This window comes from Saprospiraceae bacterium (assembly GCA_016719615.1).
GTDB lineage: Bacteria > Bacteroidota > Bacteroidia > Chitinophagales > Saprospiraceae > Vicinibacter.
This window is the reverse complement of record JADJYQ010000001.1, coordinates 2,018,206-2,035,651: the sequence shown is the minus strand read 5'-3', so window position 1 is coordinate 2,035,651 and position 17,446 is coordinate 2,018,206. Positions and strand designations below refer to the sequence as shown.

Below are 17,446 nucleotides of genomic sequence, written 5' to 3'. Positions count from 1 at the left end.
ATTTTATTGCAATAGAATCTTGTGTATGTTTTTAGAAATGATGAGACTCTTCAATGAAATTGTGGAGGTTTTAAACTTTAGGGATGGGAGAACCATGTGGATCCGTTTCTGGATAACCCAATTGTTCGTCCAGTTTGTGAAGGTCCTCGTCACTCAAATAATGTTCGGCATGTTCTGCATCTTCATGAATCTGATCTGTTGCGAGTCCGAGTTCTTCCACTAAAAATGTTTCCCACAAACGATGAGCCCGGACCAGTTGAATTGCTCGAGTTCTTCCAAGATCAGTAAGGATAAAATGATCATCCATTTCCGTATAAAGTCCTAGTCTTACCAGTTTCTTGAACCAGGTTTTTAAATTTCTGGATGAATGTCCGGTTATTTGTGACAAAGCTTCCGGAGTGATGTCGGTATTTCCGGATTGCAAAGTTCGCTTTAAAATATCTTCGATAATAATTCGCTTATGAAGATTTCGTCTTGCGTTGTACCTGGGAATAAATCCTTTCCTTGGAGCTAACAAAGCAATGAAAGCATAAATGATCGTCGTCATAACCGCCATTGATGGACCCACCGGAAAATCACAAGCGATGGATAAGACCAAGCCGCAAATAGCTGAAAACGAACCCAGCACAGCAGCCCAAATTAAAACAATATGTAATCTATTCGCCAGCATCAAAGCTGCTGATGCAGGTGTGATCAACATCGAAACTACCAAAATGACACCTACACTTCGCAAGGAAGCTACAACAACCAAACTCAATAAAAGCATGAGTAAATAGTGGATGACACTCGCTTTTATTCCCAATGTAGCTGATAATACAGCTTGAAAAGTGGTGACAAATAAATGACGGTAGAAAAGAATAAGGATTCCTGTTACCACAAAAAATAATACAATCGTCAATTTTAAATCATCTACTGAAACAGATAATAGATTACCAAATAAAAAATCTTTAAGGTCCAAATGAACACCTTCTTTGCCACTGAGCCAGGAAATTCCGATTACACCCAAACTAAACATGAATGTAAAGATGATGCCAATGGCTGCATCATTTTTGACGCGAAGTTTTTGTTGGAGCCAGGTTATTAAAAAAGCTGCAATCAATCCTGCAAGCACTGATCCGGCAAAAAAACCTAAATTAGAGTAGCCCACAAAAATAAAGGCAACTACGATTCCCGGTAGGATCGCATGAGAAAGTGCGTCGCCAATCATTGCCATATTTCTTAAGACTATAAAACATCCTAACATTCCACACATGGCACCTACCAATACCGCAATAATCAAAGTCCTAAGTCCTAACTCTGATTGAAAAAAATAAATGAGATGTTCAGAAATTTGATCCATGTATTTTAGTTGATGGTTGCTTTGCTGATTCGAATATAATGTTGTTATAACACCTATAAATATAAGCAAAGAATCACCTTAAAGATACAATCTATATGGAAATAATAAAGCGAAGGCTTTTGGAATAATTAGAAGGGTTATCTACCTAAACTATCCTGAGCCGATTTAGATTTGAGAAAATTATTAAAAAAGTCCATGCCTTCATTGCTGATTTGGTTTGCAGCCATTTTCTGACCTTTAGCATCTAAAAATACCATTGCATTACAGCCATTTTTATAATACAAATCCATTTCTTGAATGATGTCTCCGTTTTTTTGAACCATTAAATGCGCATCCGGAGTACACATATTTGTCAAGTTGCCTTTATCTTCAGTAATGAAAGACATGATAATATTGAACGATTGTGGGTTGTCAAAGCTCATAGATACATTGACATCTTTTTTAGAGAAATCAGATCAACACTAGTTCCTTGAGAACGAATATTTGATAATTGATCTGATGGAAATGCGCCAAGTTCAATTTTTTTACCGGAGCTTCCTTCGCTGGATTTTTTGGAAGACTTGTCCTGATTACAGGAAAGCAAAGTCAACAGGATCAAAGCACTAATCAAACCAATTCTAAGCTGCATTTTAATTGAATTTATATTTAAGCCCCAAAGATAAATAATAACTGGTCATCTGGATAAATCCTCCATTTTTACTGTATTCATAAAGCGAAGTAAACGATCGCGTATATTTTGCACTTCCGCCCCAGTTCTTTGACCAGAAATAAGAAGCTCCCAAAATGTAACTCACATCAGTTTTCTTAAAATCGCGATCCACCCCGCTCAGACTACTGCTGCCTACTAATCGTCCTAAAGACAATCCACCAAAAAATTCCATTTGATAATATTCATCCTCGCCCGTTTCATTCAGCCAGTCCCTCAAGACGAAAAGTACCGGAATATCTATATACTGCAATGAAATCGCTACTCTCAATAGATCATTTTTACTATAGTGACTGCCTCTAAGATTATATGAAATCCCGGTTTCCAAAGCTGTGGTTTTGGATAACCTTGCCGATACAAATCCACCAATTTCATATCCGGGTTTGTGGAATCCGTATATATCGTCTCCATCAATTTGCGACAATGTACCTGCAATTTTAAGACTCCCTTCAAACCGTTGTGCAACAAGCGCTTGTGCTGAAAGGTAAATAAGACAAATAATGGAAAACCAGATTTTTTTCATGAACCAAAGATAGTTTATCATGATGGAACGATTGATAACAGATCTGAGGTATTGATCATTGCTGGAAATGTCTCAATCAATGAGAAGTGAACTCATTCGGTTTAATTTCCTAGTTTGACATAAATTTATATTTAGGCTGTGTGATTTTCGACCTACTTCATAATACGCAAAGGCAGTTCCCTCATTGATGACAAGGTTTCCAACATGCGGAACTTGATTCTCTGGCAGAATATCGCTTCAAAAATCGCTTGTCATTCAAGTCTTCCTTTGCATGCCGGCTAGAGACTTATCCAGAGGAAAATTGCAAGCCACCTGCCTTTCATTTCTTCAAACCGAACCACAGCTGATTGGTTTTAAGCTATTAGCTTTGAGCTGCTTATATGTTTATGTCAATTAAAAAAATATATTAATCCCCAATTATGAAGGAAAAACACATTTAATATTTTTTAATTAATCATTTTATTATAGTTTTACGCCGTAATAAACCGATTCTTAAGGATGAAATTTACCCGTGGTAATCTTAAAAAATTGGAAGATCTATGTAAAGCCCTCCAATATACTGTTCGCTACGAACAAGGTCATTTTCAATCCGGTTACTGTAGAGTTGAAGCAAAGAAAGTATTGGTCATCAATAAGTTTTTCGATATTGAAGGCAGAATGAACTGTTTGCTCGATTTATTACCGGAGTTGGATGGGGATCGCGAGATCTTAGAAGCTGAAGAAAAAAATTTATACGATAAGGCTGTCTCCTTGCGATCTTTGCAAGAAACAAATTCTTGATACTCACATTTTTAGGCACTGGCACTTCTCAAGGTATTCCCGTTATAGCTTGTAAGTGTTCCGTTTGTAAATCGGCAGATGCAAAAGATAAAAGGTTGCGAACTTCAGCTTTGCTTCAATGGCCGCAAACAAATTTCCTCATCGATATTGGTCCGGACTTCAGGCAACAAGCCTTGAGATCTGAGATCGAAAATTTACAAGCGGTTTTATTGACGCATGAACACGCCGATCACACGGCTGGATTGGACGACATTAGACCTGTCAATTTTAAAGTGGGCCGAATTCCTTTTTATGGAGAAGCACGCGTTTTGGAAGATCTGAAAAAGAGATTCCATTATGTATTTGAGCCACATTTATACCCTGGTTTGCCAGAAATAGATTTAATTGAACTCAAAGCCAATACACAGATAAATATAGCAGGAAAGATGGTAGAGATATTGAGAATTTGGCACGGACAATTGGGAATTGTTGGTTTTAAGATCGGAGGACTTGTTTATATAACCGATGCAAGCCGGATCAATGATGAACAAATCAAAAGTATGGCAAATTGTAAAGTATTAGTTATAAATGCCTTGCGCAAAGAAGAACATCACAGCCACTTAAATCTGTCACAGGCCGTCAGATATATAAATCAAATCAATCCCGATATCTGTTATATCACGCATTTGAGTCATCAAATGGGCTGCCATCATTTTATAGAAAGAGAATTGCCTGTTCATATAAAATTAGCATACGATGGACTGCGTATAAATATTAATGATGAATAAGCTGATCGATTCCCACAGTCCGTATTTGCAGCAACATGCCACAAATCCCGTTCATTGGCAAAGCTGGAGCTCGAGCATCATCGAACAAGCTCAAAATCAGCATAAAGCAATATTAGTAAGTATTGGATATTCTACCTGCCATTGGTGTCACGTTATGGCTCACGAATCATTTGAAGACCATCTGACCGCTGAAATCATGAATGAGCATTTTATCAACGTGAAGATTGACCGGGAGGAAAGGCCAGATCTTGACCATTATTTTATGAATGCCATTCAAGCCATGGGAATTTCGGGAGGCTGGCCCTTAAATTGTTTTCTAACTGAAGATGGCAAGCCATTTTTTGGAGGAACTTATTTTCCGCCGGAGCCCAAATATGGCAGACCTTCGTGGAACCAGATCCTGTTGTCGGTTGCTCAAGCATACCGGGAGAAATCAAGAGAAATTCTTGATCAAGCAGACCATTTAGTGGGGCATCTAAATGCCATCAATGTGTTCCCTGGAGATATCAATGCGGAAAGCAATCCAATAGATCCGGAATCTCTCCTAAAACAATTGATGTCTTCGGCAGACCAGACAGAAGGCGGATTTGGAACTGCACCTAAATTTCCCCATATTCAGGCTATTCAGCTCCTGATGCAGCTCTATTATTACAAAGGTTACGAAGCTGCTCCACAACATGTTATTAAAAGTTTACAAAGTTTAAACGCCGGTGGTATTTTTGATCAATTGCAAGGCGGCTATTGCAGGTATTCAGTAGATGGTTCCTGGAATGTTCCCCATTTTGAAAAAATGCTCTACGATCATGCACAAATTTGTGAAGCCGGATTTCAGGCATATAAATTAAGTGCAGACCCATTTTTGAAAGAGCAAGCCGAACGATCGTTAGTTTTTTTTGAAAACCAGATGCGGGATCCCCTGGGTTACTTTTATGCAGCCATGGATGCTGATTCTGAAGGCGAAGAGGGTAAATCCTACGTGTGGCAGCAAAGCGAATTAAATGACGTGTTAGCTTCAGAAGGAATAGCCTTCTTTGAACTTTTTCAACTCAGTCCTTTAGATCATGTGCATCCCCATAAAAAGGTATTGCGTTTGCGTTTGGATAAACTTAATTCTGCAACTTTTTTGGAAGAATTTATAAAACTTGACAAACTTAGGATCCAATTATTAAATAAAAGAAATGAACGGTCAAAACCATCCATAGACAAGAAAGGAATCATTGCATGGAATGCCATGTTGGTCGGAACTTATGCAGAAGCCTATCGACATACGCTGAAGGAAGACTATAAACTCAACGCGATTTCCCTGTTGGAATCACTGTTAAAATATGGTTTTCATAGTGAGGGACATCTGTGTCGATATATTTTCGATGGCAAACCTCAGGCTTATGGATTTCTGGAAGATTATAGTTTTTTAGGAAAGGCTTTAATGGAGGTCTATCAAATTAGTTTTGAAGATAGATATTTATTATTATTGAAAAACCTCTTTGCACAAACGCTGAAGCTATTTAGTACACCAAACTCCGTTTTATTAAAAATGTCGTCTGAAGTTCATGGAGATTTTGTTCACGAAGCCATAGAATGGACGGAATCGACCTACCCTAATGCCAATGTCATAATTTGTCAGCTTGCGCGTTATCTTTATCAGGTGACAGGTGATGTAATATATTGTGACTTTTATACGCCAATTCTAAAGGCGCTTCGGCCGGCAATAGCTAAATACCCTCTTGCCACTGCATCCTGGGCAACTATACTGTTACAGGAAGAATTTGGGAATCCACTTTTGAAAGCCAATTCGAGTATTGAAATATTAGAAAAACTTAATATTGGGTACATCCCGGGCGTATTTTTGCAGCAGGATTTGAGTCTCCATGGAAAATATGTCCTTTGCATGCAACAGGTTTGTTTTCCTCCTATGGATAAAAAAGATTCTTTGGAAACTAAGTTTAAAGACTATTGGACACAATGTTAGCATCACTTAAGTATAGGGCGGTAGTTTTCGGAATTCTCATGGTTTTGACGGCATATTGTGGTGCTCAGCAGCTCTCATTGCAGGGCTTTTCGTATAAAGACCCCTATAAATTAATACCTGCTTTTGGAGGTTTGGAAGGTACCATTGTTGGTTCTGCAACATTTCGCAACCAATGGCAAGGCCTGAACGGACATCCACAAACATTTGATGTCCGCTTGCACCTGCCATTATATTGGATTCGCTCCGGAGCCGGATTGGCTATGGGAAAAGATGAGACCGGATTGAGCCAACAAATCTATTTACAACCCAGCTTTAACAGGGTTTTTCATTTTAATAAGATCTTATGGAGCTTTGCTGTTCAATTGCAATATGCCTACCACAGTTTTGATGGCAGATTGGTTCAAACACCCGATGGAGATTATACCGGAGGCCGGGTAGAGCACCGGGATCCCTTACTTGACAATAGCAAATCGAGTTTTCAAATGTTGGATGCAGGGTTTTCTTTGGCCCTGGAGTATTCGGGCATTAAATTTGGCTGTGCCGCTACCAGCCTGTTTGAATCAGGAAAAGCAGCATTTCCTGTGCTTTATAAGAACAGGAGACATTATGTTATATATACAAGCTATCAGGGGATGGTGGGATCCTTCAAATATTTTCCATCATTATCCGTTTATACTGACCTTAATAAGACCCAAACAGAAATATTTTTAGGAGGAGCATATAATGGCAACATTTTTGGAGGGATACATTTAAGGGGTTATCATGATGAATCACTTGAATCGATGGGAATTTCTTTTGGTTTTGAGCTGAGTTCAAAATGGTCTGTCGCCTATTTGCATGAATTTTATTTGGGAAAAATTCCGGTAAGTGCGGTTCAAAGGAGTCAGGAATTTGGCCTCTTTTATAATTTTGGCAAAGCTATTGGACAGGGGAGGAAACCACCGGTATTGAAAAGCCCAAGATATCTGGATTGATTACCAATTTAATATATATTAAATTTTTATTAAAATTGTTAAAAAAAGAATTTTATTTAAACACAATAAACAAACGTTATATCTTGTTCGAATATTAGTGTGCAAATAGTAAAAAAGCCCAAAAAATATTTTGAATAAATGATTTTGGATTGTTTTATATTTGTGCCACTTTTTTTAAGACAAAGTAGGTAAATTTATAATGATGATGAGAAATTCAATTTTCTTTCTCTTCGCCTTGCTTTCTATGTTGTTGGCCTCATGCGGCAAAAATCAACAAGACGGACAGTTAGTAGGCGCTTCTCCAAGACCCAAATGGGATGGTATTAATCCTTACGGAATGATTTACGTTCCGAGTGGTAGTTTGACCATTGGTCAAAGTGACCAGGATTTCTTCCATAATCTGGTACAGCCACAGAAATCTATCTCGATTTCAGGGTTTTACATGGATGATACTGAGATTACAAACAATGAGTATCGCCAATTCGTGTTTTATGTGAAAGACGAAATGGCCCATAAAGCCTTAGGTCACCTTGTAGAAGGTGAAGATGGTGAGACCGAAGAGGTTGATTGGGAACAGGAAATTGATTGGGAAGACGAAACTCTGGATGAAATGTATTTTCAGGGCGCTGATGCCTTTAAAGGAGTAAAGGAATTAGATACCCGTAAATTTATTTACGAATGGGAGTGGAAAGATTGGCAGATGGCTGCACACAGCAGAGACATCCGCCGTTCCAATATCATTCACAGGGAAAAGACGAATATCTATCCTGACACCTTATGCTGGGTCAGAGATTTTGCTTATTCATATAATGAGCCCATGACACGCAATTACTTTTCACATCCGGCATTTGATGATTATCCTGTGGTTGGTGTGAATTGGAAGCAGTGTCGTGCATTCTGTTATTGGAGAACTTCTATTTGGAATAAGTTCAAAGGTGAGGAAGAACCGAATACAGAAGAGTTCCGCTTACCAACAGAACATGAGTGGGAATGGGCAGCAAGAGGTGGCAGAGAACAAGCTCCTTTTCCTTGGGGTGGCTATTATCCTAGAAATGCCAAAGGTTGTTTATTAGCAAACTTTAAACCCGGCCGTGGTAACTATCCCGAAGATGGCGGCTATTATACCGTTAGGGCAGATGCATAGTTCCCTAACGAATATGGTTTATATAATATGTCAGGTAATGTTTCAGAATGGACAGAATCTGCTTATTCCGATAATGCGCACGTGATCATCCACGATCAAAATCCGGATGTGAAGTACGATGCTAAAGAAGAAGATGCTGAGGCGTATAAGCGTAAAGTTATTCGCGGAGGTTCGTGGAAAGATGTAGCATACTATTTACACACAAGTACGCGTAATTGGGAATTTCAAGACACTACGAAATCCTATATTGGATTCAGATGTGTATTGTCTTTCCTTGGAAGGTCTGAAAATGACTTTAGATAGTCAGCTGACCTTTTTTTGAAGTCTTACAATTAATTGCAAACAATTTTCTCTTAACTCATTAAAAAATTCATAACAATGGCTATTTACAAGCAAAACTGGTTTAAATACGCGAAAAACCTCTTGATCGGAGTTGGAGCCTCTGTCGTAATGCTCGGGGCCCTTTATAAGATCATGTCCTGGGAAGGTGGTGATGCGATGATCACTGCGGGTCTAGTAACAGAAGCGATTCTATTCTTTATTTTAGGTGTTATTCCACCAGATAAAGATTATTACTGGGATAAACTTTATCCGGGATTAGGTGATGCAAACGCAAAAATCAATCCATTGATCGAGGGACCTGTAAAAGGTGGCCGTCCTGCAAATGGTGAGGTGGTAGAATCTCAACTTTCAGGAATGTTGACTGAATTACAAGGTATGTCCAAGAGCTTAGGTTCATTAAAAGCACTTCAGGAAGTTGACTTCAGTAAGACTGGTGATCAAATGAAAGCCATGAGCAATTTTTATACTCGTATGACGGAAGCTATGTCTGAGTTGAATGCTTCTATTGAAGATACCAAAAACGTTCATACCCAGGTTTCTGCCTTGAATAAAAATTTGACAAATTTGAATTCTGTTTACGGAAATATTTTGTCTGCCTACAAAACTGTAGGTAACTAATTAATTATTATTAATAACCAATTAAAAGACTAAAATATGTCTATACCTAAGCAGCCACGCCAGCTCATGATTAACATCATGTACCTGGTACTTACGGCTCTTTTGGCTTTGAACGTGTCGGCAGAGATTTTTAACGCATTCAAACTGGTAAACAAAAGTTTGGCAGATTCTAATACTTCGTTGGATAGAGCCAATGAATCTTTAGTTCCTTCGATCAACAAAAGATCTGAAGCTAAACCTGAGTTTGCCCGTTTCAAAGAGCGTGCCCCTCTGGCTGTTCAATACGGAAAGGAATTCACTGATTACGTTAATGGAATTGTCGATGATTTGATTGACAAATCAGGAAATAATAACGGCTCAGTTGATGAACTGGATTACATCATGGTAGGTGAAAAAAAGGATCTGAAAGGAAAGAAAAACAAGGATGTCACCACTCGTGAAATGGTTACCAATAAAAAAGGTTTGGAACTGAAAGAAAAAATTACCGAGTACAGAGTAAAATTTCTTTCTTTAATTGATGACAGTCTTCGCACTGCCATGGAAAGTGAAATACCTTTAATTATTGATGATGAAACCTGGAGGCATTCAAAAAATAAAAAGAGCTGGGAAGAATTTACTTTTAAGCAAATGCCATTGGGCGCTTGCTTACCTATATTTACCAAGTTCATCAATGATGCGAAAGCTTCAGAAAACGCAATCTTAAATCATTTTAGTAAAAAGCTAGGTGGTGAGGACGTCGTTTTGGATAAATTCACGGTTATTTCTTCTCCAAAGAAAAACTATGTTATCAAAGGTGAGTCATTTGAAACTGCAATCTCGCTTGCTGCGTCAACATCAAAAGCAACTAATACCAAAGTATCTCTTTCTGTAAATGGTGCAAATCTTGCGACCAATGCTGAAGGTGATGCTATTTGGAAAACCGGTGCAAATGATGTGGGTACTAAAAAATATACAGCTGTAGCGACTGTAACAAACCCTGTTACACTCAACACAGACACATACCGCAAGGAATTTGAATTTGAAGTAGGTGAGCGTTCATGTAACGTGTCTGCTGAAAAAATGAACGTATTTTATATTGGTGTTGATAACCCAGTGGCGATTTCCGCTGCGGGTGTTCCTACTGCTCAGTTGAAAGTTGAAGCTGCCGGAGGTGGTATCGAACTTAAAAACCAGGGTGGTGCTAAATACATCGCCAATGTAAAAACACCGGGAGACGCAAACATTACTTTAAGTGGTGGTGGATTGCCTCCTACCAATTTTAAATTCCGCGTTAAGAGAATTCCTACACCAGTTCCAATGCTTTCAGACAAACGTGGTGGTGCTATGCCAAACGGTGTTTTTAAGGCACAACAAGGTGTAATCCCAGTATGAGAAGGATGTGAGTTTGACGCAAAATGCGCTATACAGGGTTTTAACCTTGTTCGCGTTGCACCCCGTCAGGACGCTCAAATTGTGACCAATACGGGAGGACGTTTTTCACCTCAGGCAAATACCCTGATCCAGCAAGCTAAACCAGGCGATCGTTTTCTTTTTGAACAAATCAAAGGAAGATGTCCCGGTGACATTGCTGCTCGTGATTTAGGAGATATGTCATTCCAAATTAAATAAAATTTGTTTCATGTATAAGTTCAGGATTTCATTTTACCTAATCTTACTTCTTTGCAGCGCAAGCAGCATCAGTTTATTAGCTCAGACCTCAGAAGATGAGAAAACAGAAGCCAGCGAAGAAGAGGAGGATTCCGGTTATCTCGATGATATCGTAAGCCGCAGCCTCATTAAAGAACAACGCATATTGGATTACCAACCTATCCGCGAAGCGGATGTGGTTTGGGAAAGAAGATTATGGCGCGTTCTGGATGTTCGCGAAAAAATGAATTTACCTTTTATTTATCCGGTGAGGCCCTTCTTCCAGATTTTGGTGCAAGGAGCTGAAAATGGCGATATTCGCATTTTTAAAGAGGATAATTTCAGGAAATTCGTTACAGGTGAAGAACTCGATAAACTGCTCCATAGGGTAGATACAGTTGTCGTTACAGATCCGGAGACTTATGCTGAGGATGTACAAATTCGCAAGTCAGACATCGATTTCAACGATATCAAAACTTATCGCGTGAAAGAGATGTGGTATTTTAATAAACAAACTTCCAGATTAGAATGCAGAGTTTTGGGTATAGCTCCAATTAAGGATGAATACGACGATGCAGGAAACCTGAAGTATACTTTACCGATGTTTTGGGTTTATTATCCTGAAGCCAGAAAGTTACTTGCCAGAGAAAAGGTCTTCAATGATCAAAACGATGCTGCACCCAACACATGGGCAGATGTATTTGATTATCGTTTCTTTTCAAGTTACATTATTAAAGAATCCAATGTTCAGGATAATCGTTTGAGTGATATTTTTAAAGGTGAAAACGATGGTGTAAAGCTTTTGTTGGAATCTGAGAAGATCAAAAACGAAATTCTCAATAAAGAACATGATTTGTGGACGTATTGATTTGAAATATTCAAAATTTATAAAAGCCGGTATGTGTGAAAACATACCGGCTTTTATTTTTTTATAACTTTATTCCTTTTATGAATGTAAGGATTTTTCAACTAATCCAGGGTGTGCCTCTTTATCTTACGTAGAGTGGGTTTATTATTTTGGCAATGGGTCCTCTTTTATAAATGAAAATGTATTTACCTCTTGTAATTGTTTTTTACACTTACGCTCTTTCAAAATTTTCAGATCTGTAATTTTGGAAAACCATATTATGGATTACTATGCGGTCAACAGACAACTTAAACAATTTATTGAAGATGCGTATCGTTTCGAATTTTATACGATAACTCTCTTGCAAAATCCAAAGCCTATTTTACCCTTTTGTTCGAGATAAATCGCTACGAAAAAACTAAGATAGCCGGAGCCTGAAAGAATTCTGTAATAAGATTCAAATTCCGGGTCGTAATGGCTATAACTTAAGAAAATGAAAAAGGACCAAATGGTAGTGCTGACCGGCAAGTAAAAGATACCCATTATTATTAGTGGACAGATATACCATGGATGTACGGTGGTGCTTAAACAATAAAAAATAACGAGTATCCACCATGCTGCTGAAAATGGAAAAGGGCCTTGGTTTTTTCGAAAAAAAGAAATCAAATAAATCATGGATGCACATAAGCCAAAGCATGCTAATAGAATCCATCCCAAATTTATTTTAGAAATATAATATTTATGTTCAAAGAGTAGATCTCTCATTATATAATAGAACAAGGAGTTAAATTCAAATTTTTGAAAATACAATCCTATACTATTAGCAAAACCGCCAGCGCTATTGGCAGTGGGCAGATACAAAATGAATAGTGCAAAAAATGCACTTGAAAATATGGTCAGATAAGTTAGTAAACCCGAATTCTTATTTACAAATAAAGGCGTCAGCAAAAGGCTGTTCATTTTTGACAATACAGAACCAGCCAATGTCCATGCAGTGTTTATATCGGAGGAACGCATGCTATAGTATAAGGCCATCACTAAAAAGAGCAGCATAAATTGTTCGGTATGAAGATTTCCCTGTAGCTCAATAAGACACAGTGGATTACCGAAATACAGAAATGCACCATAAAGAGGTAAGTTTAATTGCTTTAATATTTTAAGCAGATAGAAGAGTGTTACAATGTCTGCCATCAGATAGAAAAACTTCATTCCAATGCTGAACAGCAAAAGTTTCTCACCTGCTATAATTGTGTTGAGGTAATAAAGCAATTGACTTAAGGGCGGGTAAACGGTATGATACTCTTGTGAATTTAGTGAACCATAATTCTTTTGTAAGGGACCTATGAAATCAGCGTTTGGAAAATATTGCAATGTCTCATGTGGACTCCATAAATAGGGGTTGATTCCATGACAGCTTAAGTACCCATCCCACCAAAAGCGGATAAAGTCATTTGATAATTGAGGAGATATAAAAATCAGAACTAATTTGATGATCAAAGGAACCAACCACCAAATAAAACCGGGATTTATGAAGTCAAAAGAGCGCAAGAGAATGAAAAAGCAGATAAAACAAATGCTCCAAATAAAAATTAAAGGAGCAAAATTGTCTGGTCTTCCATTAATCGCCAGGAAAACTATTGAGATTGCATAAGCCAGATAGCTTAAGGAATACCAAGCCTTTTGATTTGTTGGCATTGGTATAAAGATATCTTTTATTTTAGACTAAGATGGCGCAATGAATAAAAGAAATTCAATCCAAAACCAAGCATCAACAAGAAATGAAACAAGAGGAAAGAATAATATTCAATATAAAAGCCCATACCAATTGCAAATGCAAAGTATAGACAAATGAAAAATTCCAACCATGTTCGCAAGGTGAGCTGTTGAATTAAATAGCCATTTCTAAAAACCTTATCTTTTAAAGTAGTCAGATTAAATTTTGGGGTCCTGATAAAAGCTGATTTTTTACCCATATAGCCTTCAATCACTGCGATGCTGTTGTGAAAACTAAATCCCATGGATAAGGCCATAAAAGTCGGGAACAACAATAAAAATCGCCAAAATTTATGTTTTACATTCTTTTCTTTCCAGCACATCATATTATTGGCCTCATAAAATACAGACATCACTGCCAGAGTTCCGAGTAAACAAAATCCGAGGAAAGTCGCTTTTAATCCCAAATCATCCATCGTAAATAATACAGGTACGCTGAGTAATGATACCCAAAAGATGACCAGGAAGATGCCACTGCCCATTAAATGCATAATAGCGTGGAATTTAGTAGATAGCGGAAGCTTAGCTTTAAGGATTATGGGCAGAAGTTTTCTCGAGTTCTCAGCTCCACCTTTCATCCAACGGAATTGTTGTGATTTCAAACCATGCATTTCAGCCGGTAATTCAGCCGGACAAATGATATCTTCAACATATCTGATTTTCCATCCCTTTAATTGTGCTCTATAACTTAAATCCAAGTCTTCTGTGAGGGTGTCTGACTGCCATCCACCTGCATCGTCAATACATGTTTTGCGCCAGATTCCTGCGGTACCGTTGAATTGCAAAAAATGTCCTGCTGCATACCTTCCGGCTTGCTCCACAGTAAAATGGACATTGAGCTGGAAAGCTTGCAATTTTGTCAAAAAGGAATAATCTTCATTAATATGCTCCCAACGCGTTTGAACAACGCCTATGTTATCCGAATTAAAATATGGAAGACTGGTTTTGAGAAAATTCGAATTAGGGAGAAAATCAGCATCGAATATGGCAATAAATTCGCCTTTACAAGTCTTCATTCCTTCGCGGAGTGCACCGGCTTTAAAACCTTTCCGATCTGTGCGGTGAATATGCTGAATATCAAAGCCCTGACTTTTATAAAATTCAACTTTTTGGGCAGCGTGGCCGGCAGTTTCATCTGTCGAATCATCCAAAACTTGTATTTCAAGTTTGTCTTTAGGGTAGTCGAGTTTTGTAATGTTATCCAGGAGCCGGTCTACAACAAACATTTCATTGAAAATCGGTAGCTGAACTGTTACCATCGGGTAGTGGTCCCCGTCATTTAATGGCGGTAAAATTTGTTTTTGTTTTTGTGCTCCCGATAGGCTTTTAATAAGCCAAGTTGTAAAAGGGAAAAAACAGTAATGTATAAAAGACTGCCAGTATATTTGGCAATAAGCAAAAGCTGGATTGTATTCATATTCGATTGCAAAAATAATTCTATCAAAACAGCCTTAACGCATAAAAGTCAATTTTTTTTAACACAATTTTAACCTTTAACATATGTTTTGAATATTATAAAGAGAATCTTTGAACCTGCGCCAAAAATGCCCCTAATTGTGCCTGAAACTTTAGATTTCCCAATTCGCTTTTTGTAGCTTACCGGTACTTCAGTTGCCATTAATTTGTGTTGTGCAGCTTTAACTTGCATTTCCACAGTCCAGCCATAATCTGGATCCTGCATATTTAATTTTAAAAGGGCATCGTATCTGATGATCCGAAATGGTCCCAGATCCGTAAAATGATATCCAAATAGTTTTTCAATCAGCCAGGTAGAGAGTCTGTTGCCAAATCGCTGAACAGTGGTAAGAGATCCTTTTTGTGCTTTGCCAAGGACTCTGGAGCCTATGACGAGGTCCGCCTGACTTTCTTCGAGTTTTCTGACTAATAAGACTAACTCAGCTGGATGATCAGAATAATCAGCATCCAGAAATGCAACTGCATCAGGTTTTTGATTGGAGGGGAGTGAAGCAATGGCATCCATTGCTTTTAAACAAGCTGAACCATAACCTCTCCGGGCTTGATATAATACCTTAGCTCCCTCTGATTGGGCAACTTCAACGGTTCGGTCACTGCTGCCGTTGTCGGTGACGTATATAGTCCGGGATAGATGTTTAGGGATGTCCCTGAGAACGAATCCAATCGATTGTTCTTCATTTAATGCAGGAATGATGACGTCAATGGTCATCACTTAAGTTTTCATGAATGTGTTCGTTTGATCAGAGTGCTCTCAAAGCCTTGGTAAGATATGTCAAGGTAAAAGGCAAACCTAACCAGAACCATGCAGGATAGCAACACAATAGAAATACAGTTGCACCGGCAGAAATTAAAAAATACAGCCAGTCTTTTTTTGTGGATTGATTCGTTTCAGTCATCAATGAGTATTTTGTGCAAAAATAGAATTATTTCGAATTTCTTTGCGGAAAGCCCTATGTTAAATCGAATACTTTATTGGAATTGCATTTTTACAGCAGGTTTTCTATTGCTTTTGTCGAGTTATGGATGTCACAAGGAATCGTTTACTTCAAATCCGGTAGATAAAATCAGAATTGAACCCGATACATTGAGGTTTGATACCGTTTTCACTACCATTGGTTCGGCTACGCGTTTTTTAAAAATTTATAACCCAAACAAGGACTTTATAAAAATTGATCGGATATCAATTCTCTCCGGGAATGCGTCTGATTTTCGCCTAAATGTTGATGGAATCGCTAAACAGACAGTTGAAAATGTAGAAATCGGTCCTCATGACAGCATATACTTATTCTGCGATGTTACTGTAGATCCGGATGAACCGCTTGAGGCGAGTCCTTTTATTAAACATGATTCAATTCTCGTTGAATACAATGGTAACCAGGAACTTGTTCATTTAATAGCCTGGGGGCAAAATGCAAATTACTATCCTCAAAAAAGTAATAAAGGACAAGTTTCAGTAATTGACCTCCAGGGAGGAAGTTTAATTTGGAATGATCCTAAGCCCTATATACTTTACGGCATCGTGGTCATCGAGAATGGGGTCCTTAAAATTGAATCAGGTACACAAATTCATGCCTGGGGTGGACTTACAAAAGCGGAAGATTCTGATGGAAATGTATTTTTTTATAATGATGGCCGGCTGATCATTGGCTCATCTGCCAGAATTGAAGTCATAGGCACCAAAGAGAAGCCTGTCATATTTCAGGGTGTAAGACTGGAGCCCGGATTTAAAGATATCCCCGGGCAGTGGGGTGGTATTTTTATCGATGCAGAAAGTAAAGGAAACATTTTGGAGTTTGCAGTTATTAAAAACAATTTGATCGGCATTTATATTGATTCTCTCGCAGAACTTAAAATTGCAAATACCCGTATTTATAACAATAGTCAGTACGGAATCCTAAGCAGTTCTGCCAAACTGGTCATTCAAAATTGCCTGTTGTACCATCAGGGGCAATCCAGTTTATTTGTCACTATTGGAGGTGAAATCGAATGCAATTATTCGACATTTGCAAATTTGGGTAATTCAGAACCAGCTGTTTATTTGAGCAATGCGCAATGTATTGATTTTCCATTTTGCGGAATTGTTTACAAACATCCCCTGGTTGCAAATTTTAGCAATTGCATCATTACGGGATCAGATGAGGATGAATTATGGCTCGTTGAAGATAACTTCGTTTCATTCTCTCCTGCTTTTCAAAATTGTTTGTATCGGATTAAGGAGTTGTTGACGCCATTTCCAAATTTTGAAAGTAAGTACACCCAAAATTGTATGAATTATAAAAGTTTACAGCAATTATTTGTGGATTTTACCAAAGGTGATTTTCATTTAGATTCCTTGTCTGTGGCTAATGGCAAAGCCATTCCTATTCCAACCTTACTTTTAGATTTGGATTGTAAGCCACGTGATGGACAATTACCCGATTTGGGTTGTTTTGAAAAAATTCAATAAGCAAGGTTTTTATTTTAATGCATTTCATTTGCTTAGGTGGACTTTTATTTATGCTTATCGCAAGCAATTTTTATTTCAATATCCTTAAAGATTTGCTAAAGTCCACCGGAATATTA

The 17,446-nt window shown here is 38.0% G+C and carries 15 protein-coding genes and 2 pseudogenes; 10 read left to right on the top strand and 7 right to left on the bottom strand.

Annotated elements, in window-relative coordinates:
• Positions 1-70 precede the first annotated feature (70 nt).
• The 4 genes from IPM92_08385 to IPM92_08370 form a co-directional block, all read right to left on the bottom strand.
• Positions 71-1,330: a metal ABC transporter permease gene (locus IPM92_08385; GenBank protein ID MBK9108377.1), complete on the bottom strand. Its 1,260-nt coding sequence runs from the start codon at positions 1,328-1,330 to the stop codon at positions 71-73.
• A gap of 146 nt (positions 1,331-1,476) precedes the next feature.
• Positions 1,477-1,725: a hypothetical protein gene (locus IPM92_08380; protein MBK9108376.1), complete on the bottom strand. Its 249-nt coding sequence runs from the start codon at positions 1,723-1,725 to the stop codon at positions 1,477-1,479.
• A 32-nt stretch (positions 1,726-1,757) separates the two neighbouring features.
• Positions 1,758-1,967 (bottom strand): hypothetical protein, encoded by a 210-nt coding sequence (locus IPM92_08375; GenBank protein MBK9108375.1) that lies wholly within the window; start codon positions 1,965-1,967, stop codon positions 1,758-1,760.
• Position 1,968: 1 nt separating this feature from the next.
• Complete coding sequence (locus tag IPM92_08370) at positions 1,969-2,568, bottom strand: PorT family protein (GenBank protein ID MBK9108374.1); 600 nt, start codon at positions 2,566-2,568, stop codon at positions 1,969-1,971.
• Positions 2,569-3,066: 498 nt separating this feature from the next.
• Here IPM92_08370 and IPM92_08365 point away from each other — a divergent pair, with 498 nt between their 5' ends.
• From IPM92_08365 to gldN, 9 genes and pseudogenes are all read left to right on the top strand, one after another.
• The gene (locus IPM92_08365; GenBank protein ID MBK9108373.1) at positions 3,067-3,348 is read left to right on the top strand and encodes a hypothetical protein; all 282 of its coding nucleotides are present in this window, start codon (positions 3,067-3,069) and stop codon (positions 3,346-3,348) included.
• Positions 3,345-4,115 carry an MBL fold metallo-hydrolase gene (locus IPM92_08360; protein MBK9108372.1) on the top strand — a complete coding sequence of 257 codons (771 nt, stop codon included), beginning with the start codon at positions 3,345-3,347 and terminating at the stop codon, positions 4,113-4,115. The genes IPM92_08365 and IPM92_08360 overlap by 4 nt, the downstream gene beginning before the upstream one ends.
• Positions 4,108-6,084, top strand: coding sequence for a thioredoxin domain-containing protein (locus tag IPM92_08355; protein MBK9108371.1), 1,977 nt, complete (start codon positions 4,108-4,110; stop codon positions 6,082-6,084). The genes IPM92_08360 and IPM92_08355 overlap by 8 nt, the downstream gene beginning before the upstream one ends.
• The gene (locus IPM92_08350) at positions 6,078-7,058 is read left to right on the top strand and encodes a type IX secretion system membrane protein PorP/SprF (GenBank protein MBK9108370.1); all 981 of its coding nucleotides are present in this window, start codon (positions 6,078-6,080) and stop codon (positions 7,056-7,058) included. Before IPM92_08355 ends, IPM92_08350 begins: the two co-directional genes overlap by 7 nt.
• A gap of 205 nt (positions 7,059-7,263) precedes the next feature.
• A pseudogene (locus IPM92_08345) lies at positions 7,264-8,505 on the top strand (SUMF1/EgtB/PvdO family nonheme iron enzyme).
• Between the two features lie 75 nt (positions 8,506-8,580).
• Positions 8,581-9,162, top strand: a complete 582-nt coding sequence (gene gldL / locus IPM92_08340) for a gliding motility protein GldL (protein ID MBK9108369.1) — start codon at positions 8,581-8,583, stop codon at positions 9,160-9,162.
• Positions 9,163-9,198: 36 nt separating this feature from the next.
• Positions 9,199-10,533 (top strand): hypothetical protein, encoded by a 1,335-nt coding sequence (locus IPM92_08335; GenBank protein ID MBK9108368.1) that lies wholly within the window; start codon positions 9,199-9,201, stop codon positions 10,531-10,533.
• 30 nt (positions 10,534-10,563) lie between these two features.
• A complete protein-coding gene (locus tag IPM92_08330; GenBank protein ID MBK9108367.1) occupies positions 10,564-10,770 on the top strand; it encodes a hypothetical protein in 207 nt (68 codons plus the stop codon).
• Positions 10,771-10,780: 10 nt separating this feature from the next.
• Positions 10,781-11,656 (top strand): gliding motility protein GldN, encoded by an 876-nt coding sequence (gene gldN, locus IPM92_08325; GenBank protein MBK9108366.1) that lies wholly within the window; start codon positions 10,781-10,783, stop codon positions 11,654-11,656.
• A gap of 324 nt (positions 11,657-11,980) precedes the next feature.
• Here the strand turns inward: gldN and IPM92_08320 are convergent, their stop codons facing one another.
• The 3 genes and pseudogenes from IPM92_08320 to IPM92_08310 all read right to left on the bottom strand — a co-directional run bounded on the left by IPM92_08320 (position 11,981) and on the right by IPM92_08310 (position 15,593).
• Positions 11,981-13,330: a hypothetical protein gene (locus IPM92_08320; protein MBK9108365.1), complete on the bottom strand. Its 1,350-nt coding sequence runs from the start codon at positions 13,328-13,330 to the stop codon at positions 11,981-11,983.
• Positions 13,331-13,347: 17 nt separating this feature from the next.
• Positions 13,348-14,825: pseudogene (locus tag IPM92_08315) on the bottom strand (glycosyltransferase).
• A gap of 69 nt (positions 14,826-14,894) precedes the next feature.
• Positions 14,895-15,593 (bottom strand): glycosyltransferase family 2 protein, encoded by a 699-nt coding sequence (locus IPM92_08310; GenBank protein MBK9108364.1) that lies wholly within the window; start codon positions 15,591-15,593, stop codon positions 14,895-14,897.
• Positions 15,594-15,836: 243 nt separating this feature from the next.
• Here IPM92_08310 and IPM92_08305 point away from each other — a divergent pair, with 243 nt between their 5' ends.
• Positions 15,837-17,330 (top strand): right-handed parallel beta-helix repeat-containing protein, encoded by a 1,494-nt coding sequence (locus IPM92_08305; protein MBK9108363.1) that lies wholly within the window; start codon positions 15,837-15,839, stop codon positions 17,328-17,330.
• The last annotated feature ends 116 nt before the right edge of the window (positions 17,331-17,446 follow it).